Genomic DNA, 19,828 nt, shown 5'->3' with positions numbered 1-19,828 from the left:
TAGCTATGCGCAACAGTGAAAATTATATTATCACCACCGGGTCGGAGCCGCTCGCGACCGACGACGAAACGACCTGGTCATTTCCTGGGGCCATCATTGGCTTCGTCTCATGGCTGCTGGCGCTTGGCATCCCGTTTCTCATCTACGGCGGTAACACGCTGTTCTTCTTTCTCTACACCTGGCCTTTCTTCCTGGCGCTGATGCCCGTGGCGGTTGTCGTCGGCATTGCGCTGCACTCGCTGCTCAACGGCAGGCTTCTGTACAGTACCGCGATCACGATTGTGACGGTGGTCCTGATGTTTGGTCTGTTATTTTTGTGGCTCATGGGCTAACTTCAGCCATAATTCAAACCGTAACCAACTGTGTGACGATATTGTGCAGGACGATTCTGCGGAAAAAATGTGGTACATTTGCCCGCGATGTTGCGGCATCTCTGTTACCCCGGCGTAGTGCCCTGGGGAAGTCTTGGGATGAGGATGCCGTTTTTCAGGGGGCAGGATGGGTAAACTAACGCTGCTGTTGCTGGCTTTGCTGATCTGGCTGCAATATTCGCTGTGGTTCGGTAAGAACGGACTGCACGACTATAGCCGGGTGAGCGATGACGTCGCGGCTCAGCAGGCAACAAACGCCAAACTTAAGGCGCGAAACGATCAACTCTTTGCTGAAATTGATGACCTCAATGGCGGGCAAGAGGCGATTGAGGAACGCGCACGCAATGAACTCAGTATGACAAAGCCGGGCGAAACCTTTTATCGTCTGGTTCCGGATGCGTCTAAACGCAATCAGGGCTCAGCACAGAACAATCGATAATCAGGCCCAGGATTACGACATGGCAGCAACTTTTTCGGACGTATGTGCCGTGGTGCCGGCCGCAGGTTTTGGCCGGCGCATGCAAACAGAATGTCCCAAGCAGTACCTCTCTATTGGCGATAAAACGATCCTTGAGCACGCCGTGGCGGCGCTGCTGGCGCACCCCAGGGTGACGCGCGTGGTCATCGCCATCAGCCCGGGCGATGCGCGCTTCGCGCAGCTACCGCTGGCAAATCACCCGCAGATTACCGTTGTCGACGGCGGTGCCGAGCGCGCCGATTCCGTGCTGGCGGGCATTCAGGCTGCCGGAAACGCGCAGTGGGTGCTGGTGCATGACGCGGCGCGTCCGTGCCTGCACCAGGACGATCTGGCGCGCCTGCTGACGCTGAGTGAAACCAGTAACGTGGGCGGCATTCTCGCCGCCCCGGTGCGCGACACCATGAAGCGGGCTGAGCCAGGCAAAGCGGCCATCGCCCACACCGTCGAGCGCGTTGACTTATGGCACGCGCTGACGCCACAGTTTTTCCCCCGCGAATTACTCCACGATTGCTTAACGCGTGCGCTGAATGAAGGGGCGACCATTACGGACGAAGCCTCTGCGCTGGAGTATTGCGGTTTCCACCCAACGCTTGTTGAAGGGCGTGCTGATAATATTAAAGTGACGCGTCCCGAGGATTTACAGCTCGCGGAATTCTATCTTACCCGTTCGACCCATCAGGAGAAGGCATAATGCGAATTGGACACGGTTTTGATGTACACGCCTTTGGCGGAGAAGGCCCAATTATCATTGGCGGCGTGCGCATTCCTTATGAAAAAGGACTGCTGGCCCATTCTGATGGCGACGTGGCGCTGCATGCCCTGACCGACGCGCTGCTCGGCGCGGCTGCGCTGGGGGATATCGGCAAGCTATTCCCGGACACCGACCCGGCGTTTAAAGGCGCTGACAGCCGCGAGCTGCTGCGCGAAGCGTGGCGCCGCATTCAGGCTAAAGGCTACACCCTCGGCAACGTCGACGTGACGATTATCGCCCAGGCGCCGAAAATGCTGCCGCATATTCCGCAGATGCGCGTGTTTATTGCGGAAGATCTGGGCTGCCATATGGACGACGTCAACGTCAAAGCGACGACCACCGAGAAGCTGGGCTTTACCGGCCGCGGCGAAGGGATTGCCTGTGAAGCCGTGGCGCTGCTGGTGAAGGCGAGCAAATGACAGACTTCGACAACCTGACATACCTGCACGGTAAACCGCAGGGGAACGGGGTGCTAAAAGCCAGCCCTGAAGACTTCCTCGTGGTGGAGGATCTGGGCTTTGAGCCGGATGGCGAAGGCGAACATATCCTGGTGCGTATTCTGAAAAATGGCTGCAATACCCGTTTCGTGGCCGACGCGCTGGCAAAATTCCTCAAAATTCACGCCCGCGAAGTCAGCTTTGCCGGGCAGAAAGATAAACACGCCGTCACTGAACAGTGGCTCTGCGCGCGCGTTCCGGGCAATACGATGCCTGATTTAAGTAAATTTGAGCTTGAGGGCTGTAAGGTACTGGAATTCGCCCGCCACAAGCGCAAGCTGCGTCTGGGCGCGTTGAAAGGGAACGACTTTACGCTGGTGCTGCGGGAAGTGACCGACCGCGATGACGTCGAGAAGCGCCTGAATGCCATCAGCGCGCAGGGCGTGCCGAACTACTTTGGCGCGCAGCGCTTTGGCATCGGCGGCAGCAACCTGCAGGGTGCGCTGCGCTGGGCGCAAAGCGATGCGCCGGTTCGCGACAGGAATAAACGCAGTTTTTGGTTGTCGGCGGCCCGCAGTGCGTTGTTTAATCAGATTGTGAGCGAAAGGCTGAAAAAACCGGACGCGAATCAAGTTGTTGTTGGCGATGCGCTACAATTAGCGGGACGCGGAAGCTGGTTTGTGGCAACGGCCGAAGAAATGGCCGATGTTCAGTCGCGCGTGGACGCAAAAGCGCTGATGATTACCGCCGCGTTGCCCGGCACGGGCGACTGGGGAACCCAGGGCGGAGCTCTGGCTGCCGAGCAGTCTGCCGTCGCGGATGCGCAGGCATTACAATCCTTGCTGGTGCGGGAAAAAGTCGAAGCAGCACGCCGCGCGATGCTGCTCTATCCGCAGCAGTTAAGCTGGAACTGGTGGGATGACGTGACCGTTGAGTTACGCTTCTGGCTGCCGGCAGGTAGCTTTGCCACCAGTGTTGTCAGGGAACTTATCAACACCTCGGGTGATTATGCGAATATTGCTGAGTAACGATGACGGGATCCACGCGCCAGGCATTCAGACGCTGGCGAAATACCTTCGCGAATTCGCGGATGTGCAGGTCGTGGCACCCGATCGTAACCGCAGTGGAGCGTCTAACTCGCTGACGCTGGAGTCGTCGCTTCGCACCTTTACCTTTGAAAATGGCGATATTGCCGTGCAGATGGGCACGCCAACCGACTGCGTTTTTCTGGGCGTGAACGCGCTGATGCGACCGCGTCCGGATATCGTCGTTTCCGGCATTAACGCCGGGCCCAACCTCGGCGATGACGTGATTTACTCCGGCACCGTGGCGGCCGCAATGGAAGGGCGCCATCTCGGATTTCCGGCGCTGGCGGTCTCGTTAAACGGCCACACGCACTACGACACCGCTGCCGCGGTAACCTGTTCGATCCTGCGAGCGCTTGGCCGTGAGCCGCTGCGCACCGGGCGCATTCTAAACATCAACGTGCCGGATCTTCCTCTTGATGAAATTAAAGGCATCCGCGTCACCCGTTGCGGGAGCCGGCATCCGGCCGATCAGGTGATCCCGCAGCAGGATCCTCGCGGCAATACGCTTTACTGGATTGGCCCTCCCGGCGATAAGTGCGACGCGGGTCCGGATACCGACTTTGCCGCCGTGGATGAAGGCTATGTTTCGGTTACCCCGCTGCACGTAGATTTAACCGCATATAGCGCGCATGATGTGGTGTCGGGCTGGCTGGATCGCGCAGGAGTGAACGCGCAATGGTAAACAAACGTGTACAAACTCTTCTGGAACAACTCCGCGCGCAGGGGATCCGCGACGAGCACGTGCTTGACGCGCTCGCCCAGGTTCCGCGTGAGAAATTTGTAGACGAGGCGTTTGAACACAAAGCGTGGGAAAACGTGGCGCTGCCCATCGGGCAGGGTCAGACGATTTCGCAGCCCTATATGGTGGCGCGCATGACGGAGCTGCTGGAGCTCACGCCCGACTCCCGCGTGCTGGAGATTGGCACCGGCTCGGGGTACCAGACCGCGATCCTGGCGCATCTGGTGCATCACGTTTGCTCCGTTGAGCGGATTAAAGGTTTACAGTGGCAGGCGCGTCGTCGCCTGAAACAACTTGATTTACACAATGTTTCGACACGACACGGTGATGGATGGCAGGGTTGGCAGGCTCGCGCCCCGTTTGACGCTATCATCGTGACGGCGGCCCCGCCTGAAATTCCTGCGGCACTGTTGTCGCAGCTGGATGAGGGGGGCATTCTTGTTCTGCCTGTCGGGGACGAGCAGCAGCTTTTGAAGCGCGTTCGTCGGCGCGGCGGCGAGTATATTATCGACACCGTGGAAGCCGTGCGCTTTGTGCCTCTGGTAAAAGGGGAGTTGGCCTGAGACTCGGAATTATCCAGGGTTATTAAGGCAAATTCAGCGTATGGTGTGGCGCGAAAGATTCGTACCATCACGGTAAATTTTAAGTCACTGGTAGTTAACACATTCCTGGGGGATAAATGAGCGCGGGAAGCCCTAAATTCACCATCAGCCGTGTTGCGGCATTATCACTGGTTTCGCTCTGGCTGGCAGGCTGTACAAGTTCTAACAATGCTCCTGCGCCCGTCAGTTCCGTCGGTGGAAACAGCGGCTCCGGTAACACGACCAGCGGAATGTTGATCACGCCGCCGCCTAAAATGGGTACTGCTGCACCGCAGCAAACACCACAAATTCAGCCTGTGCAACATCCTGTTACACAGCCAATGCAGGTTCAGCCAGTCGAACAACCTGTTCAGACCCAAAATGGCCGCATAGTCTATAACCGTAAGTATGGGAACATTCCGAAAGGTAGCTATACCGGTGGCAGTACCTATACCGTGAAGCGCGGCGATACGCTGTTCTACATTGCGTGGATCACCGGGAACGATTTCCGTGACCTTGCTCAGCGCAATAACGTCCAGGCCCCGTACGGTCTGGAAGTCGGGCAAACGCTCCAGGTTGGCAACGCAACGGGTACGCCGCTTACGCCTGGCAACACCGTTTCAGCGGCCGACGTGACTGCGCAAAATAACAGCGTGAAGCCTGCACAAAAATCCACCACGGTGGTTGCTTCACAACCTGTAATTACGTATTCTGAGGATTCAGGTGATCAGACTGCTAACAAAATGTTGCCGAATAATAAAGGGACTGCGACTGTTGTCACAGCACCGGTAACGGCACCTGTGGTTAGCTCTACTGAACCGACTGCCAGCAGTATGACATCCAGTTCGCCAATCTCTGCGTGGCGCTGGCCAACTGACGGCAAGGTTATCGAAAACTTCTCTTCCTCCGAAGGGGGAAATAAAGGGATCGATATCGCAGGGAGTAAAGGACAGGCTATCACCGCGACCGCAGATGGGCGCGTTGTATATGCCGGTAACGCTCTGCGCGGTTACGGTAATCTTATTATCATCAAACATAACGATGATTACCTGAGTGCCTACGCCCATAACGACACAATGCTGGTCCGGGAACAACAAGAAGTTAAGGCGGGGCAAAAAATCGCTACCATGGGTAGCACCGGAACCAGTTCTACACGCTTGCATTTTGAAATTCGTTACAAGGGGAAATCCGTAAACCCGCTGCAGTATTTGCCGCAGCGATAATTTGACGGGGCATGCCAGCCAGGGTGTCTCGTTCAGGGATCACGGGTAGGAGCCACCTTTATGAGTCAGAATACGCTGAAAGTTCATGATTTAAATGAAGACGCGGAATTTGATGAGAACGGAGTAGAGGCTTTTGACGAAAAAGCCTTAGTAGAAGAGGAACCCAGTGATAACGATTTGGCTGAAGAAGAGCTGTTATCGCAGGGCGCCACACAGCGTGTACTGGACGCGACTCAGCTTTACCTTGGGGAGATTGGTTACTCCCCACTGCTAACGGCCGAAGAAGAAGTCTATTTCGCACGTCGTGCTTTGCGTGGTGATGTTGCCTCGCGTCGTCGCATGATTGAAAGTAACCTGCGACTGGTCGTGAAAATTGCCCGCCGTTACGGCAATCGCGGTCTGGCTCTGCTGGATCTGATTGAAGAGGGCAACTTAGGTCTCATCCGCGCAGTTGAGAAGTTTGACCCGGAACGCGGGTTCCGTTTCTCAACCTACGCGACCTGGTGGATTCGTCAGACCATCGAACGGGCTATTATGAACCAGACCCGTACGATTCGCCTGCCGATTCACATCGTCAAAGAGTTGAACGTGTATCTGCGTACCGCGCGCGAGTTGTCCCATAAACTGGACCACGAGCCAAGCGCAGAAGAAATTGCCGAACAACTCGATAAACCGGTTGATGACGTAAGCCGTATGCTGCGTCTCAACGAGCGCATTACCTCCGTTGACACCCCGCTGGGTGGCGACTCCGAAAAAGCGCTGCTGGACATCCTGGCCGATGAAAAAGACAACGGCCCGGAAGACACCACGCAGGACGATGACATGAAACAGAGCATCGTCAAATGGCTGTTCGAACTGAACGCCAAACAGCGTGAAGTGCTGGCGCGTCGTTTCGGTTTACTGGGGTATGAAGCTGCGACACTGGAAGACGTCGGCCGCGAAATTGGTCTGACCCGTGAACGTGTTCGTCAGATTCAGGTTGAAGGTCTGCGCCGCCTGCGTGAAATCCTGCAGGGGCAAGGTCTGAACATCGAAGCGCTGTTCCGCGAATAAGCAACCTTTCGTCAAAAAGGCCCGTCGTGAGACGGGCCTTTTTCTTTTGGGCTACGGCTGCGCCGTTTCGTGCAGCAGACGCCACGTTATTTTGTCGCCTTCCTGATTAAGCACCGCGGTTGACCAGCGTACGTTGACGGGCTGGTCCGGCCGGGTTTGCGTCTCCCGGTAGTGAAGCACTGCATCCCGATCGCCGCTCTGGATCGTGGTTAATTCATCAATGACGATCTTCAGGCCGGGACGACTTCCACGCTGTTTTTCCAGAAAACTGGCCAGGCCGTTATAGTCGACCTGCACACCGCCCGGCGGAATCATCAGAAAATCCGGGCTGAAGCGGGCGAGCAGGGCGTCGTAATCGCCTTCGCCTTTGCCTAACCAGTCCTCAAGCGCAATGTGGAGGTCGATAATGTCGTGTTCGAAAGGCGTCATGAATTCTCCTGTCGCAGCTGGGTGAGCACCTGCGTATTGTTAAGACGAAAAACGTACATTACAGGCAGTAAGGTAATGCCTGCGGCAAAAATAAACATCCCGTGCCATGCGGCGAGCGGCGGCAGCCAGATTTGCGCCAGGTTCAGCGCCTGCGCCAGCAGCAGGGCGCCGGCAAAAAAGCTCAGCTGACGATTGAGATTCCACAGGGCGCTGGCATCCGGCATATCTTCCCGGCACGTGGTCAGAAACGCGCTGCTCTGAGCCGTGCTGCTGCACAGGCTTCCTCCCGCGCCCATCAGGGTAAACGCGACGGCAGGCAGCAGCGTTGACGAGCTGACGTCAATCAAAAGCAGAATACCCGCCGCCTGCAACAGGCAGCCGATGACAATCAGCGGTCGTGGGCCGATACGGTTAAAATAACGTCCCGTCGCCGTGATGGCTATAAACGATGCCACAGACCACGGCAGCATCAGCATTCCCGTTACGGCCGGGCTCATGTTCGCCTCGTGCTGAAGATAAAACATCCCCGTGACGTTCACCCCAATAAACATGCCGGGCACACAGACGTAGACAAGCATGGAAAAACGCAAAAGCGGGTCCGCGAGCAAAGGCAGGTTTAGCAGTCTGGCCGCATTCATCGCGGGCACTTCGTGCTTAAGCCACAGGCAGGCCAGAGCAAAGGTCATGATAGCCACCGGGAGCGTGGCGAAAAATATCCATCGCCAGCTTAGCGTCTGCACCAGCAGTCCCCCGACAGCAGGAGAACAGGCGGGAGCAAGCAACGCAACCAGCATGACCGCCGAGGAGAGCCGGGCGCGTTCGTGAGGCTTAAACTGCTGCCAGGTCAGCGCCTGCCCGACGGGGATCAGTAAGCCACCTCCCACGCCCTGCAGCACGCGCCAGGCGATCAGACTTTCAAGCGTTGCAGCCAGGCCTGCCGCCGCAGAGGCTGCGCTGAACAGAAAAAGCGAGAGCAGGATGACGCGCTTTGGCCCGATGCGGCGCGTCAGCACGGCGCTGAACGGGATCACCAGCGTCAGGCCGGCAATGTACCCGTTACTGACCCAGGCAAGCGCTGAAGGCGTGGCGTTAAAATCGTGTGCCATCGCCGGAAAGGCGACGCTGGCAATGAACATATTGATCAGATCAAGAAAAAAGCCCAGCAGGTAGACTGCGGCGACTTTGCTGCGATACGTCATGGTAGATCCTCCGGTGAGGTGGCGTATCGTATCGGCCGGTGACGCACGGATAAACCTGACAAAGCGCGATATACTGTCAAAATTATTTTGACAATAAAAAGAGCGATGATGATTAACTTACAGCGCACGCAGATGTTTGTTGCGGTGGCCGACACCGGCAGCTTCACGGCGGCAGCGGATGCGATGGGCCTGACAAAAGCGGTGGTCAGCTTCAATATTCGCCAGCTCGAAGCTGAGCTGGGCGTCACCCTGCTGCTGCGATCCACCCGCCGTCTGACGTTAACCGAGGCGGGCGCGCTGTTTCATCAGCGCAGCGTCGCACTTCTGAAGGACGCAGAACAGTTGCAGGATGATGTCCGCGCCAACCATGCGGGGCTCACGGGGGAACTGCGGATCACGACAACGCCCGAGTATGGCTCGCAGGTCGTGGTGCCGCTGCTAGCCAGGTTTAGCCAGCAGCATCCGGATCTTCGCGTGCGTCATGTTTCGTCGTCACTGCACGCCGACCTTATCTCGGAGCGCTTTGACGTGGCCATCCGGCTGGGAACGCTTGCCGATTCACGCTACCACGCCGCGCTGATTTCGCACTTCTCCATTCTCCCCGTTGCGGCGCCCGAGTGGCTCGTGAGCCATCCGGTCGAATCGCTGGCGCAGCTGGCGCAGGCCGACTGGATTATTCACGAGCGCGTCGCGTCGCCGCTGCGCTGGCAGGTGAAAGATGCCGGCGGTGCGCCTGAAACGCTGGAGATTAAAAAAGCACCGCGTTTGTTTGCCGACAGCGCTCAGGCGCTTATGGCCTTTGCGCTTGCGGGAGGTGGGATGGCGTTACTGCCGGAATGGCTGGCGCGCGAGGCGCTTGCTGCGGGAAAACTTGTCCCGGTTTTACCGGAATATACCTTTGCGCAGCAGGGCATCTATGCGGTCTATCCGGATGCCCGGCATGTGCCAGCGAAGGTGCGCACCTTTATTGATTTTATGCGCACCAGCGTGAATTAACCGTGCATCATCTTTTTGATGAGGGCAGAGAATTGCTCCCGCTCGGCCTGAGAGAGACGTCCTAAAAACGCCTCATCCACCGCGTTGCCCACCGGCTTACAGCCTGCAAGCAGAGCTTCACCTTCTGGCGTCAGGAAGACAAACCGGCGGCGCTTGTCTGCCGGGTCGTGCTCGCGCTTGACCAGCCCGCGCGCCTCCATGCGGCTCAGCATTTCCGCCAGGGTCGCTTTCGTGCTGACCGCCACTTCGGTCAATGCCACCTGTTCAATACCCGGATGCTCGGCAACTGAGCGCATAACCGCGTACTGCGGCTTGGTCAGTTCCGGTAAGGCATGCTGCCACTGCGCGGTATGCTGTTGAAAAAGCTGACGTAACAGGTGGAACGCCTCTTGTCTTAGTTCCATGAACACTCCGACGGGAAAAATCTCCCACTATGATAGCCGCTATTGCTCCGGATTTTAACGCGGCATTTTTTAGCTATTCGTGTGATCGTGTGCGAACGATCTTGTCAGGAAAACGTTCCGGGAGTAGCTTATCTATAATGTTCGTGTACGAACAAACTGATTGAGGTGCTGAATGAGATTGATCGTGGGAATGACCGGGGCGACGGGCGCTCCGCTGGGCGTGGCGCTGCTGCAGGCGCTGCGGGAAATGCCGGAGGTGGAGACCCACCTGGTAATGTCGAAGTGGGCAAAAACCACCATTGAGCTGGAAACGCCCTACACCGCGCAGGACGTTGCTGCCCTGGCTGACGTTGTCCACAGTCCGGCCGATCAGGCCGCCACCATCTCCTCCGGTTCGTTTCGCACCGACGGCATGATCGTCATTCCCTGCAGCATGAAAACGCTGGCGGGTATCCGCACTGGCTACGCCGAAGGGCTGGTGGGCCGTGCTGCAGATGTGGTGCTGAAAGAGGGGCGCAAGCTGGTGCTGGTTCCCCGTGAAACGCCGCTAAGCACCATTCATCTGGAGAACATGCTTGCGCTTTCCCGCATGGGCGTGGCGATGGTGCCGCCCATGCCTGCGTATTACAACCATCCGCAAACCGCCGATGACATCACCCAGCATATCGTGACGCGCGTGCTCGACCAGTTTGGTCTGGAGCATAAAAAGGCGCGCCGCTGGAACGGGTTGCGCGAGGCGAAACATTTTTCACAGGAGACTAAAGATGGCATTTGATGATTTGAGAAGCTTCCTGCAGGCGCTCGATGAGCAAGGGCAACTGCTGAAAATTCAGGAAGAAGTGAACGCTGAGCCGGATCTGGCGGCGGCGGCCAACGCGACCGGACGCATAGGCGACGGCGCACCGGCGCTGTGGTTCGATAATATTCGCGGGTTTACCGATGCCCGCGTGGTGATGAACACCATCGGCTCCTGGCAGAACCACGCCATTTCGATGGGGCTACCGGCGAATACCCCGGTGAAAAAACAGATCGACGAGTTTATTCGCCGCTGGGATAAATTCCCGATCGCGCCGGAGCGCCGGGCCAACCCTGCATGGGCGCAGAATACGGTGGACGGTGAAGACATTAACCTGTTCGACATCCTGCCGCTGTTTCGCCTGAACGACGGGGACGGGGGTTTTTATCTCGACAAAGCGTGCGTTGTCTCGCGCGATCCGCTCGACCCGGATAACTTCGGCAAGCAGAACGTCGGGATCTACCGCATGGAAGTGAAGGGCAAGCGTAAGCTTGGCCTGCAGCCGGTACCGATGCACGATATCGCTCTGCATCTGCACAAAGCGGAAGAGCGTGGTGAAGACCTGCCGATTGCGATTACGCTGGGCAACGATCCGATCATCACCCTGATGGGCGCGACGCCGCTGAAATACGATCAATCCGAGTATGAAATGGCGGGAGCGCTGCGTGAAAGCCCGTACCCGATTACGACCGCGCCGTTGACCGGCTTCGATGTGCCGTGGGGATCAGAAGTGATCCTGGAAGGGGTGATCGAAGGCCGTAAGCGTGAAATTGAAGGACCGTTCGGTGAGTTTACCGGCCACTATTCGGGCGGGCGCAATATGACGGTCGTGCGTATTGATAAAGTCTCGTACCGCACCAAACCGATTTTCGAATCCCTCTACCTCGGCATGCCGTGGACCGAGATTGACTATCTGATGGGGCCAGCCACCTGTGTGCCGCTTTACCAGCAGCTGAAAGCAGAATTCCCGGAAGTGCAGGCGGTGAACGCGATGTACACCCACGGTCTGCTGGCGATCATCTCCACCAAAAAGCGTTACGGCGGTTTTGCCCGCGCGGTCGGTTTACGCGCCATGACCACGCCGCACGGTCTGGGCTACGTGAAGATGGTGATTATGGTGGATGAGGATGTCGATCCGTTCAACCTCCCACAGGTGATGTGGGCGCTGTCATCGAAAGTGAACCCGGCAGGAGATCTGGTGCAGCTGCCGAACATGTCGGTGCTTGAACTCGACCCGGGATCCAGCCCGGCGGGCATTACCGACAAACTGATTATCGATGCCACCACGCCTGTCGCACCGGACACCCGTGGCCACTATAGCCAGCCGGTACAGGATCTCCCTGAAACCAAAGCCTGGGCTGAAAAACTGACCGCCATGCTGGCAGCACGTCAATAAGGAGGAAAAGATGATTTGTCCACGTTGTGCCGATGAGCATATTGAAGTGATGGCAACATCACCGGTGAAAGGGATCTGGACGGTTTATCAGTGCCAGCATTGTCTGTATACCTGGCGCGATACCGAGCCGCTGCGTCGTACCAGCCGCGAGCACTACCCTGAAGCGTTTCGCATGACGCAGAAGGATATTGACGAGGCACCGCAGGTGCCGACCATTCCACCGCTGTTGTAAAAAAAAACCGGTGGCGCTGCGCTTACCGGGCGATAACATCGTGCGGTCTGTTTTGCCGGGTGGCGGCTTCGCCTTACCCGGCCTACAAAACCCGTAGGCCCGGTAAGCGCAGCGCCACCGGGCAAAAGACCGCAGAAAACTAGACCAGACTCTTCAGCCGATAAATCCACTCCAGCGCCTGTCGCGGCGTCAGGGAATCCGGATCGAGGTTCTCCAGCGCTTCTACCGCCGGAGAGGTCTCTTCCGCAGGTGCCAGCAGCGACATCTGCGTACCGTCAATCTGCGTCGCCGCCGCGTTTGGTGACAGGCTTTCCAGTTCACGCAGTTTCTGACGCGCGCGCTTGATCACCTCTTTCGGCACGCCTGCCAGCGCCGCGACGGCCAGACCATAGCTTTTGCTCGCCGCGCCCTCCTGCACCGTATGCATGAAGGCGATGGTATCGCCGTGCTCCAGCGCATCAAGATGGACGTTTGCCACGCCTTCCATTTTCTCCGGCAGTTGCGTCAGCTCGAAATAGTGGGTAGCAAACAGCGTCATGGCCTTGATTTTATTCGCAAGGCTTTCAGCACAGGCCCAGGCCAGCGACAGGCCATCGTAGGTTGACGTTCCGCGTCCGACTTCGTCCATCAGCACCAGGCTGTGCTCCGTCGCGTTATGCAGAATGTTAGCCGTTTCGGTCATTTCGACCATGAAGGTTGAGCGGCCGCTCGCCAGATCGTCCGCTGCCCCGACGCGGGTAAAGATACGGTCGATAGGGCCAATCTCCACTTTTTGCGCCGGAACGTAGCTGCCGATATAGGCGAGCAGGGCGATCAGCGCCGTCTGACGCATATAGGTACTCTTACCGCCCATGTTCGGACCAGTAATAATCAACATTCTTCGCTGCGGCGACAGGCTCAGCGGGTTAGCGATGAACGGTTCGTTCAGCACCTGCTCAACCACCGGGTGACGGCCTTCAGTGATGCGAATGCCGGGTTTGTCGGTAAATGTCGGACAGGTATAGTTCAGCGTTTCCGCGCGTTCCGCCAGATTTACCAGCACGTCCAGTTCCGCCAGCGCGCTGGCGCTCAGCTGCAGGTCGGCAAGGTGCGGCATCAGCATGTCAAACAGCTCTTCATACAGCTGTTTTTCCAGCGCCAGCGCTTTGCCTTTCGAGGTGAGAACTTTGTCCTCGTACTCTTTCAGCTCGGGGATAATATAGCGTTCAGCGTTTTTCAGCGTCTGGCGACGCACGTAGTGAATCGGTGCCAGGTGGCTCTGCCCGCGGCTGATCTGAATGTAATAACCGTGTACCGCGTTATAGCCCACCTTCAGGGTGTCCAGCCCAAGGCGCTCGCGCTCGCGGATTTCCAGCTTATCAAGGTAGTCCGTTGCGCCGTCGGCCAGCGCGCGCCACTCGTCCAGCTCCTCGTTGTAGCCTGGGGCAATCACGCCGCCATCGCGCACCAGAACCGGAGGCGCATCGATAATGGCGCGTTCAAGCAGCTCGCGAAGCTCGGTAAATTCGCCCATGGTTTCGCGGAGCTTCTGTACCGGCGCGCTGTCAACGTCGCTCAGCTGTGCACGCAGTTCCGGCAACTGCTGGAAAGCATGACGCATCCGCGCGAGATCGCGTGGTCGCGCGGTTCGCAGAGCCAGACGGGCCAGGATACGCTCCATATCGCCCACCTGGCGCAGGACGGGCTGCAGCTCGGTATAGCGATCCTGCAAAGCGGCAATTGTCTGCTGACGGCAAACAAGCGTGTCGGTATCGCGAACCGGCATATGCAGCCAGCGTTTGAGCATGCGGCTGCCCATTGGCGTCACCGTACTGTCGAGGACCGACGCGAGCGTATTTTCTACGCCCCCCGCCAGGTTCTGGGTAATCTCCAGGTTACGGCGCGTGGCGGCATCCATGATGATGCTGTCCTGCTGGCGCTCCATGGTGATAGAGCGGATATGCGGCAGGGCGGTGCGCTGGGTATCTTTCACGTACTGCAGGAGGCAACCTGCCGCACACAGCCCGCGCGGGGCATTTTCAACGCCAAAGCCAATCAGATCGCGGGTGCCAAACTGCAGATTCAGCTGCTGGCGCGCGGTATCAATTTCGAATTCCCACAGCGGACGACGGCGCAATCCGCGACGACCTTCAATCAGCGCCATTTCGGCGAAATCTTCGGCATAGAGCAGTTCTGCCGGGTTGGTACGCTGTAGTTCGGCCGCCATCGTTTCACGATCGGCCGGTTCGCTCAGACGAAAACGTCCGGAGCTGATATCCAGCGTCGCGTAGCCAAACCCCTTGCCGTCCTGCCACAGCGCGGCCAGCAGGTTATCCTGGCGTTCCTGCAGCAGGGCTTCATCGCTGATGGTGCCTGGCGTGACGATGCGTACGACTTTGCGCTCAACCGGACCTTTCGAGGTCGCCGGATCGCCAATCTGTTCGCAGATGGCGACGGACTCACCCTGATTCACCAGCTTCGCCAGGTAATTCTCTACCGCGTGATGCGGGATACCGGCCATGGGAATGGGCTCGCCTGCCGATGCGCCACGTTTGGTCAGCGAGATGTCGAGCAGCTGCGATGCGCGTTTGGCATCGTCATAAAACAGCTCGTAAAAATCGCCCATACGGTAAAACAGCAGGATTTCAGGATGCTGTGCTTTCAGCTTCAGATACTGCTGCATCATCGGCGTATGTGCGTCGAAATTGTCGATTGTGCTCATGGAGTTATGATGTCCATTTCTTTGAAAATAAACCGTTTTGAGCGGCTCAGTGGCCGTTTGTTCCTTCTATTGTCGCATGAAAAAAAGATACGGCGCAGAAAAATGTCGTCGCTTTACGAGGTGCCTTCCGACATGAGCTCAATGACGATTTTTCCGTGCTCCACGCCCACTCTGACCCGGGAATGGGTGGTAAACCCCGCCTGTTCAAGCCAGTCGCCTTTCAGGCTCAGCGCCGCATGCACGCTGTAACGCTTCGGTATCTTGGTATTGCGGTCTTCATGGCGCTTTCTAAAATATCCCACTTTTAAATGGCGATAGGGTTTGCTGCTCGCTCTCTCTTGCATAGGGTCTCCTGAAAACATGGACAACGGTCATGTTTGATGCCTGTATAAAATACCAGTGATTGTCGGGCGGTGCAGGGCTAAAACTGGAATCAGGCTTCAGAAAACGGCATGCAACAACTGAAATTCTGCGCTTAAAGGTGTATTGTGAATGCACTTTATTATTAGGTAAGCCGTTATGTCCGGTAAACGCATATCACGAGAAAAAGAGACCATCGCGAAGATGATCGCGTTGTATGAAAAGCAGTGCCCGCAGGCTTCGCAGGACGCAGGTCATTATCAGGCGCTCAAGGCGTATGCGGAAAAGCGCCTGGATAAATGCGTTTTTGGGGAGGAAAAGCCGGCCTGCAAACAGTGTCCGGTGCACTGCTACCAGGCCGCCAGGCGCGAAGAGATGAAGCAGGTTATGCGCTGGGCAGGCCCGCGTATGTTATGGCGCCATCCCATCCTGACCGTTCGTCATCTGATTGATGACCGCCGTCCCGTGCCGGAATTGCCGGAGAAGTACCGTCCGAAAAAGTGACCGGTTCAGCGTCTCAGCGGGCGGAAAATCACGTTGAGGGCCAGCGCGCTAAAGAGCGGGAAAATTGCCAGCAGGAGCCAGGGGTATATCGCCTGCGTTGAGGGCACCAGAGCGCGATCCAGTAGATTGCCAAACAGCAAATTTCCAGCCAGTACCGCGACGCCTCCGGCGGTAGAGAGTGCGCCGTAATGCGCCCCCAGCGTTGATTCCTCGGCGAAGCGCGGAATGAGATCTTTCGCCGATGGCACCAGCAGCATCTGTCCCAGCGTCAACAGCGTCACAAAACATACCGACGGCATAAGCCGCAGCCAGCCCTCAGGCGGTTCTGTCGCCGCAAACATCGCCACGCTCGCAAAGGCGGCGGAGAGCAGCAAGAAGCCCACCGGCAGAATTCTCACCGCCCCCACGCGTCGGGCGAAGCGGGCCAGCGGTAGCTGCAAAGTGATGATCAGCACCGAGGCCAGCATAAACAGCGGGCCAAGATCTTTCTCGTTTCCGCCAGAGCGCTGGATTTCTACCGGCAGCGCCAGATAGAGCTGGTTATAGCTTAACAGCCACGAGCTGTAGGCAATGATAAAGGCGACAAAGCGCGGCTGGCGGAACGTCGTCCACCAGGGCTGTATGTTTAGCGTCTGTGAGCGGTGGTGGGAAGCAGGAAGGCAGAAGTACAGCACCACCAGGGCAATAATGAAAACCCCTGCACCCGCCAGCGCCACCTGGCGGAAGCCAAGCCCAGTCAGCAGAGCACCGACAACCGGGCCCAGTACCGCGCCGAGTTCACCGCAGACGGCAAAGAGGGCAAACCACTCCGCCCGGCTGCGCTTGCCTCTCGCCTCGCTTTGCGTGCCTGCTTTTGCCAGCAGTGCCTCAATCGAGGGGGAGAACAATGCGCCGCCGATACCGGTCAGGCACGCCCCAAGAATGATGGGCCAGAGTGCGTGACCGAACGCCAGCAGCAGATAGCCCGCGACGCGAATAATACACCCGCTCAGAATAACGACTTTCGCGCCAAACCGGTCCGAGAGCGCACCGCCGACGATAAACATCCCCTGCTGGGAGAACGTGCGAAGGCCCAGGATCAGCCCGATAAGCCCGCCTGAGAGCAGCATATCGTCGCGCAGGAATATCGCCAGGAAGGGAACAACGGCGTAAAAGCCAATGTTAAAAACAAACTGGCTGCCCAGTAAAACGGGCGGCCAGAGCGTGGTGGCAGGGCGAAGGAGCATCGTCGTTCACTCGCCCCTAAACGATAAAGTGAATGTGCTTTTTGCCATGGAACGGCGAGATCTCAATTTTGGTTTTGACCCGGAAGACATCCCACAGCAGCGACTCGGATAAAATGTCCTGCGGCGTTCCCGTCGCCACAATTTGCCCTTTCTGCATCACAATCAGCGAGTCACAGAACATCGAGGCGTGATTGAGATCGTGGATTGCGACAATGCTGGTGACCGGTAATTCGCTGATCAAATGCATCAGCTGCATCTGATGATGAATGTCCAGGTGGTTGGTCGGTTCATCCAGCAGGATTTCAGTCGGGGTCTGAGCCAGCGCGCGGGCAATGTGTACGCGCTGGCGCTCGCCGCCGGAGAGGCTCAGCCAGCCCTGGTCGCTTTTATCCAGCATATCCACGCGCTGCAGGGCGGCGGTGACGGTCTCGTCATCGTGCGTGCTCCAGTTGGAGAAAGGGGAGTGGTGCGGAATACGCCCGAGCTTCACCACGTCGCGCACGCGCATATTGGCGTCGGTCATCCCGTGCTGTTCAACGAAGGCGACCCGGCGGGCAAGCTGCTTTTTGGCAATGCGAGAGATGTCCTGGCCGTCCAGCGTCACACAGCCCGCATCCGGGCGGCGCAGACCAGCCAGAATGCGCAGAAGCGATGATTTACCGCAGCCGTTAGGGCCAAGCAGTCCTACCGTTTCTCCCCGTGACACCTTCAGTGAAACGTCATTAACGATGACTTTTTTACCCACCTTCCAGGTAATATTTTCAGCGCAGATACTCATCACTTATTCCTTGAGCGGTAGATAATCACGGCAAAGAACGGAACGCCAACCAGCGCGGTTACCACGCCCACGGGCAGGCTTTGCGGGGCAATCAGCATGCGCGAGGCGATATCTGCCAGCACCATCAGGATTGCGCCTGCCAGCGCGCTGGCAATCAGCAGCGTACGGTGCAGCGGCCCGAACAGGAAACGCATGACGTGCGGTACCACCAGCCCCACAAAGCCGATTGAGCCCGCCATGCTAACGATGGTCGCGGTAATCAGTGCGGTGGTGGTGAAGAGCGCCAGGCGCACCCACGGGACGGCGATGCCCAGAGACGCCGCGGCGTCATCGCCGAACGTAAAGGCATCCAGCGCCCGGGAATAGTAAAGGCAAACGGCTAGCCCAATCAGCACCACCACCAGTGCCAGCTGGAACTCAGGCCAGCGAACGCCGCTGAAGCTGCCCAGCAGCCAGAACATTACGTCGCGCGCCTGCTGCGCGCTGGCGGAGGTGCTGATGGTGTAGGCGGTAATGGCGTTAAACAGCTGAGAGGCGGCTACGCCCGCCAGAATGGTGCGTTCATTGCCGCCGCGCGCGCCGTTGGTCAGGAAGGCGACAAACGCAAAGGCGGCGAACGCCCCGGCAAAGGCGCCGGCGGAGAGCGACACCGCGCCGGTGCCGATCCCCAACACCACGACGGATACCGCCCCGGTCGACGCGCCTGCGGACACGCCAAGCACGTACGGCTCCGCCAGCGCGTTCTTCAACAGGCTCTGCAATACGGCACCGCAGATGGCCAGCCCTGCGCCGCAGCAGGCTGCCACCAGCGCGCGGCTCAGGCGAAAGTCCCAGATAACGCTCTCATAGATGCGGTTGAGCGGAACCCCGGTGAACCCCATTTTATTGCTGATGGCATAAAAGACGTTCTGCAGCGGGATGGACAGCTCGCCGACGCTGACGCTTAGCGCGATAACCAGAAATAACAGGACAAAGGCGAGCAGGCACGAGCTCGTCAGCACCAGGCTCTGCCGGGCCTGAAGAACGGCGGATGTCATCAGTTCAGCCCCAGTTTTCTGAGCTGTTCGCCGACCTGCTCAGCCCCGTAAATCGTGCGGATTGTCGGGTTCATCGCCTGGCCGTCCATCACCACGATATGGCCTTTTTTCACCGCGTCCAGCTGGCTTACCGCCGGATCGCTCTTCAGGAATTTGATTTTTTCTTCCGCGTTATCCAGCGCCCAGCGGTTGCGGTCGAGGCTGGACACCACGATGACATCCGGATTGGCGGCAATAATGCTTTCCCAACCGACGGTTGGCCATTCGGTCTCAGAAGTGATGGCGTTGTGCCCGCCCAGCACGTCAGCGATGAACCCTGAGGCGCTGTTTTTACCGCCGACGTAGGCGTCCGCAGAAGGGGATGAGCTGGAGAACCAGAAGACAAACGACAGGTCTTTTTTATTCTTGCTGAATTCCTTACGCAGGTCGGCCTCGCGTTTTTTGAAATCCGCAATGACGGCCTGGCCGCGATCTTCAACGTTGAAAATTTTAGCGAAATCCTCAATCTCTTTATAGAGATAGGTCATATCCCACAGCTTCTGGCGGCTGCCGTACATATCGCCGGCGGCCTTTTTGGTCGCGCACATGCCCGGTGATAAATAGCTGTTCACGCCGACGGTGGCCAGATCTTCACGCTTTGCGACCTTACTCTCCGGCCCGAGCAGCAGAGGAAGCTGGGCAGGAACAAAATCAGGGTTTTGCGACAGGATGGATTCCAGCGTCGGGATTTCTACCGTCAGGGTTTTGATTTTTGCATTCTGTTCCGCCAGCTGCGGCAGCACTTTGGTCGGCCAGAAGGCGCTGGCCTTCACCTTATCTTCCAGGCCCAGCAGGAGCAAAATTTCGACGGTGTTCTGACCCAGGGCCACGACGCGTTCCGGCGCTTTGGTGAACGTCTCTTTATAGCCACAGTTTTCAATCGTCAGGGGATATGTGGTTGCCAGAGCAGAACCGACCGACGCAATCGCCAGGCCTAACGCGCAGATGACCTTTTTCATTAAACGCTACCCTTCATAAATATTATTGTTGTTGCAAATGAAACTCATTAT

Annotated in this window: 23 protein-coding genes; 14 read left to right on the top strand and 9 right to left on the bottom strand. The window is 57.7% G+C overall.

All coding sequences use genetic code 11. The features are described from left to right. The first annotated feature begins 5 nt into the window (after positions 1–5). The 9 genes from AC3WOK_RS20450 (at position 6) to rpoS (ending at position 6,721) form a co-directional block, all read left to right on the top strand. The gene (locus AC3WOK_RS20450) at positions 6–332 is read left to right on the top strand and encodes a DUF3561 family protein (RefSeq protein WP_045286500.1); all 327 of its coding nucleotides are present in this window, start codon (positions 6–8) and stop codon (positions 330–332) included. A 166-nt stretch (positions 333–498) separates the two neighbouring features. Beyond that, positions 499–810, top strand: a complete 312-nt coding sequence (ftsB, locus tag AC3WOK_RS20445; RefSeq protein ID WP_008499609.1) for a cell division protein FtsB — start codon at positions 499–501, stop codon at positions 808–810. A 19-nt stretch (positions 811–829) separates the two neighbouring features. Continuing rightward, on the top strand, positions 830–1,540 hold the full coding sequence (gene ispD / locus AC3WOK_RS20440) for a 2-C-methyl-D-erythritol 4-phosphate cytidylyltransferase (protein WP_059311746.1): 711 nt from the start codon (positions 830–832) through the stop codon (positions 1,538–1,540). Next, a complete protein-coding gene (gene ispF, locus AC3WOK_RS20435; protein ID WP_008499607.1) occupies positions 1,540–2,019 on the top strand; it encodes a 2-C-methyl-D-erythritol 2,4-cyclodiphosphate synthase in 480 nt (159 codons plus the stop codon). Before ispD ends, ispF begins: the two co-directional genes overlap by 1 nt. Further along, positions 2,016–3,065, top strand: a complete 1,050-nt coding sequence (gene truD / locus AC3WOK_RS20430; RefSeq protein ID WP_492355041.1) for a tRNA pseudouridine(13) synthase TruD — start codon at positions 2,016–2,018, stop codon at positions 3,063–3,065. Before ispF ends, truD begins: the two co-directional genes overlap by 4 nt. Next, positions 3,046–3,807: a 5'/3'-nucleotidase SurE gene (surE, locus tag AC3WOK_RS20425; protein ID WP_375150148.1), complete on the top strand. Its 762-nt coding sequence runs from the start codon at positions 3,046–3,048 to the stop codon at positions 3,805–3,807. Before truD ends, surE begins: the two co-directional genes overlap by 20 nt. Then, positions 3,801–4,427: a protein-L-isoaspartate(D-aspartate) O-methyltransferase gene (locus AC3WOK_RS20420; RefSeq protein ID WP_059311749.1), complete on the top strand. Its 627-nt coding sequence runs from the start codon at positions 3,801–3,803 to the stop codon at positions 4,425–4,427. Before surE ends, AC3WOK_RS20420 begins: the two co-directional genes overlap by 7 nt. A gap of 116 nt (positions 4,428–4,543) precedes the next feature. Then, positions 4,544–5,668, top strand: coding sequence for a murein hydrolase activator NlpD (nlpD, locus tag AC3WOK_RS20415; RefSeq protein WP_492355040.1), 1,125 nt, complete (start codon positions 4,544–4,546; stop codon positions 5,666–5,668). A 60-nt stretch (positions 5,669–5,728) separates the two neighbouring features. Continuing rightward, positions 5,729–6,721, top strand: a complete 993-nt coding sequence (gene rpoS / locus AC3WOK_RS20410) for an RNA polymerase sigma factor RpoS (protein WP_008499600.1) — start codon at positions 5,729–5,731, stop codon at positions 6,719–6,721. A 51-nt stretch (positions 6,722–6,772) separates the two neighbouring features. On the opposite strand, the gene AC3WOK_RS20405 is transcribed toward rpoS, so the two are convergent. Next, entirely contained in the window at positions 6,773–7,150 is a 378-nt protein-coding gene (locus AC3WOK_RS20405; RefSeq protein ID WP_059311751.1) for a DUF4440 domain-containing protein, read from the bottom strand. Continuing rightward, complete coding sequence (locus AC3WOK_RS20400; protein WP_492355039.1) at positions 7,147–8,349, bottom strand: MFS transporter; 1,203 nt, start codon at positions 8,347–8,349, stop codon at positions 7,147–7,149. Before AC3WOK_RS20400 ends, AC3WOK_RS20405 begins: the two co-directional genes overlap by 4 nt. A 108-nt stretch (positions 8,350–8,457) precedes the next feature. On the opposite strand from AC3WOK_RS20400, the gene AC3WOK_RS20395 reads away from it, so the two are divergent. Beyond that, positions 8,458–9,345, top strand: coding sequence for a LysR family transcriptional regulator (locus tag AC3WOK_RS20395; RefSeq protein WP_492355050.1), 888 nt, complete (start codon positions 8,458–8,460; stop codon positions 9,343–9,345). On the opposite strand, the gene AC3WOK_RS20390 is transcribed toward AC3WOK_RS20395, so the two are convergent. Beyond that, positions 9,342–9,749 carry a MarR family winged helix-turn-helix transcriptional regulator gene (locus tag AC3WOK_RS20390; RefSeq protein WP_047348029.1) on the bottom strand — a complete coding sequence of 136 codons (408 nt, stop codon included), beginning with the start codon at positions 9,747–9,749 and terminating at the stop codon, positions 9,342–9,344. The genes AC3WOK_RS20395 and AC3WOK_RS20390 overlap by 4 nt on opposite strands. A 172-nt stretch (positions 9,750–9,921) precedes the next feature. On the opposite strand from AC3WOK_RS20390, the gene AC3WOK_RS20385 reads away from it, so the two are divergent. From AC3WOK_RS20385 to AC3WOK_RS20375, 3 genes are read left to right on the top strand one after another with little or no spacing between them, the layout of a single operon-like run. Next, positions 9,922–10,524, top strand: coding sequence for a non-oxidative hydroxyarylic acid decarboxylases subunit B (locus tag AC3WOK_RS20385; protein WP_492355038.1), 603 nt, complete (start codon positions 9,922–9,924; stop codon positions 10,522–10,524). Continuing rightward, the gene (locus AC3WOK_RS20380; protein ID WP_492355037.1) at positions 10,514–11,941 is read left to right on the top strand and encodes a non-oxidative hydroxyarylic acid decarboxylases subunit C; all 1,428 of its coding nucleotides are present in this window, start codon (positions 10,514–10,516) and stop codon (positions 11,939–11,941) included. The genes AC3WOK_RS20385 and AC3WOK_RS20380 overlap by 11 nt, the downstream gene beginning before the upstream one ends. 10 nt (positions 11,942–11,951) lie before the next feature. Continuing rightward, a complete protein-coding gene (locus AC3WOK_RS20375; protein WP_059311755.1) occupies positions 11,952–12,173 on the top strand; it encodes a non-oxidative hydroxyarylic acid decarboxylases subunit D in 222 nt (73 codons plus the stop codon). A 139-nt stretch (positions 12,174–12,312) separates the two neighbouring features. Here AC3WOK_RS20375 and mutS read toward each other — a convergent pair whose 3' ends face one another. Together mutS and AC3WOK_RS20365 are read right to left on the bottom strand one after the other, a co-directional pair. Further along, positions 12,313–14,874 carry a DNA mismatch repair protein MutS gene (gene mutS, locus AC3WOK_RS20370; protein ID WP_047348032.1) on the bottom strand — a complete coding sequence of 854 codons (2,562 nt, stop codon included), beginning with the start codon at positions 14,872–14,874 and terminating at the stop codon, positions 12,313–12,315. Positions 14,875–14,987: 113 nt separating this feature from the next. Next, positions 14,988–15,218 carry a SymE family type I addiction module toxin gene (locus AC3WOK_RS20365; RefSeq protein WP_047348033.1) on the bottom strand — a complete coding sequence of 77 codons (231 nt, stop codon included), beginning with the start codon at positions 15,216–15,218 and terminating at the stop codon, positions 14,988–14,990. 175 nt (positions 15,219–15,393) lie between these two features. Here AC3WOK_RS20365 and AC3WOK_RS20360 point away from each other — a divergent pair, with 175 nt between their 5' ends. After that, positions 15,394–15,738, top strand: coding sequence for a nitrous oxide-stimulated promoter family protein (locus AC3WOK_RS20360; RefSeq protein ID WP_059312529.1), 345 nt, complete (start codon positions 15,394–15,396; stop codon positions 15,736–15,738). A gap of 5 nt (positions 15,739–15,743) precedes the next feature. Here AC3WOK_RS20360 and AC3WOK_RS20355 read toward each other — a convergent pair whose 3' ends face one another. The 4 genes from AC3WOK_RS20355 to eitA are packed head-to-tail and all read right to left on the bottom strand — an operon-like array spanning position 15,744 to position 19,777. Further along, entirely contained in the window at positions 15,744–16,964 is a 1,221-nt protein-coding gene (locus tag AC3WOK_RS20355; RefSeq protein ID WP_447856131.1) for an MDR family MFS transporter, read from the bottom strand. Between the two features lie 16 nt (positions 16,965–16,980). Further along, positions 16,981–17,742: a siderophore ABC transporter ATP-binding protein EitC gene (gene eitC / locus AC3WOK_RS20350; protein WP_047348036.1), complete on the bottom strand. Its 762-nt coding sequence runs from the start codon at positions 17,740–17,742 to the stop codon at positions 16,981–16,983. Continuing rightward, positions 17,742–18,779 (bottom strand): FecCD family ABC transporter permease, encoded by a 1,038-nt coding sequence (locus AC3WOK_RS20345; RefSeq protein ID WP_063430541.1) that lies wholly within the window; start codon positions 18,777–18,779, stop codon positions 17,742–17,744. The genes eitC and AC3WOK_RS20345 overlap by 1 nt, the downstream gene beginning before the upstream one ends. Further along, complete coding sequence (eitA, locus tag AC3WOK_RS20340; protein ID WP_059312532.1) at positions 18,779–19,777, bottom strand: siderophore ABC transporter substrate-binding protein EitA; 999 nt, start codon at positions 19,775–19,777, stop codon at positions 18,779–18,781. The genes AC3WOK_RS20345 and eitA overlap by 1 nt, the downstream gene beginning before the upstream one ends. Positions 19,778–19,828 lie beyond the last annotated feature (51 nt).

The organism is Enterobacter sp. FW301-JW81, from assembly GCF_058788735.1.
This window is presented reverse-complemented; position numbering and strand designations above follow the sequence as displayed.

Coding starts and splice junctions, on each gene's coding strand:
- AC3WOK_RS20450 (WP_045286500.1), top strand. CDS start 6: ATGCGCAACAGTGAAAATTATATTATCACCACCGGGTCGGAGCCGCTC.
- ftsB (WP_008499609.1), top strand. CDS start 499: ATGGGTAAACTAACGCTGCTGTTGCTGGCTTTGCTGATCTGGCTGCAA.
- ispD (WP_059311746.1), top strand. CDS start 830: ATGGCAGCAACTTTTTCGGACGTATGTGCCGTGGTGCCGGCCGCAGGT.
- ispF (WP_008499607.1), top strand. CDS start 1,540: ATGCGAATTGGACACGGTTTTGATGTACACGCCTTTGGCGGAGAAGGC.
- truD (WP_492355041.1), top strand. CDS start 2,016: ATGACAGACTTCGACAACCTGACATACCTGCACGGTAAACCGCAGGGG.
- surE (WP_375150148.1), top strand. CDS start 3,046: ATGCGAATATTGCTGAGTAACGATGACGGGATCCACGCGCCAGGCATT.
- AC3WOK_RS20420 (WP_059311749.1), top strand. CDS start 3,801: ATGGTAAACAAACGTGTACAAACTCTTCTGGAACAACTCCGCGCGCAG.
- nlpD (WP_492355040.1), top strand. CDS start 4,544: ATGAGCGCGGGAAGCCCTAAATTCACCATCAGCCGTGTTGCGGCATTA.
- rpoS (WP_008499600.1), top strand. CDS start 5,729: ATGAGTCAGAATACGCTGAAAGTTCATGATTTAAATGAAGACGCGGAA.
- AC3WOK_RS20405 (WP_059311751.1), bottom strand. CDS start 7,150: ATGACGCCTTTCGAACACGACATTATCGACCTCCACATTGCGCTTGAG.
- AC3WOK_RS20400 (WP_492355039.1), bottom strand. CDS start 8,349: ATGACGTATCGCAGCAAAGTCGCCGCAGTCTACCTGCTGGGCTTTTTT.
- AC3WOK_RS20395 (WP_492355050.1), top strand. CDS start 8,458: ATGATTAACTTACAGCGCACGCAGATGTTTGTTGCGGTGGCCGACACC.
- AC3WOK_RS20390 (WP_047348029.1), bottom strand. CDS start 9,749: ATGGAACTAAGACAAGAGGCGTTCCACCTGTTACGTCAGCTTTTTCAA.
- AC3WOK_RS20385 (WP_492355038.1), top strand. CDS start 9,922: ATGAGATTGATCGTGGGAATGACCGGGGCGACGGGCGCTCCGCTGGGC.
- AC3WOK_RS20380 (WP_492355037.1), top strand. CDS start 10,514: ATGGCATTTGATGATTTGAGAAGCTTCCTGCAGGCGCTCGATGAGCAA.
- AC3WOK_RS20375 (WP_059311755.1), top strand. CDS start 11,952: ATGATTTGTCCACGTTGTGCCGATGAGCATATTGAAGTGATGGCAACA.
- mutS (WP_047348032.1), bottom strand. CDS start 14,874: ATGAGCACAATCGACAATTTCGACGCACATACGCCGATGATGCAGCAG.
- AC3WOK_RS20365 (WP_047348033.1), bottom strand. CDS start 15,218: ATGCAAGAGAGAGCGAGCAGCAAACCCTATCGCCATTTAAAAGTGGGA.
- AC3WOK_RS20360 (WP_059312529.1), top strand. CDS start 15,394: ATGTCCGGTAAACGCATATCACGAGAAAAAGAGACCATCGCGAAGATG.
- AC3WOK_RS20355 (WP_447856131.1), bottom strand. CDS start 16,964: ATGCTCCTTCGCCCTGCCACCACGCTCTGGCCGCCCGTTTTACTGGGC.
- eitC (WP_047348036.1), bottom strand. CDS start 17,742: ATGAGTATCTGCGCTGAAAATATTACCTGGAAGGTGGGTAAAAAAGTC.
- AC3WOK_RS20345 (WP_063430541.1), bottom strand. CDS start 18,779: ATGACATCCGCCGTTCTTCAGGCCCGGCAGAGCCTGGTGCTGACGAGC.
- eitA (WP_059312532.1), bottom strand. CDS start 19,777: ATGAAAAAGGTCATCTGCGCGTTAGGCCTGGCGATTGCGTCGGTCGGT.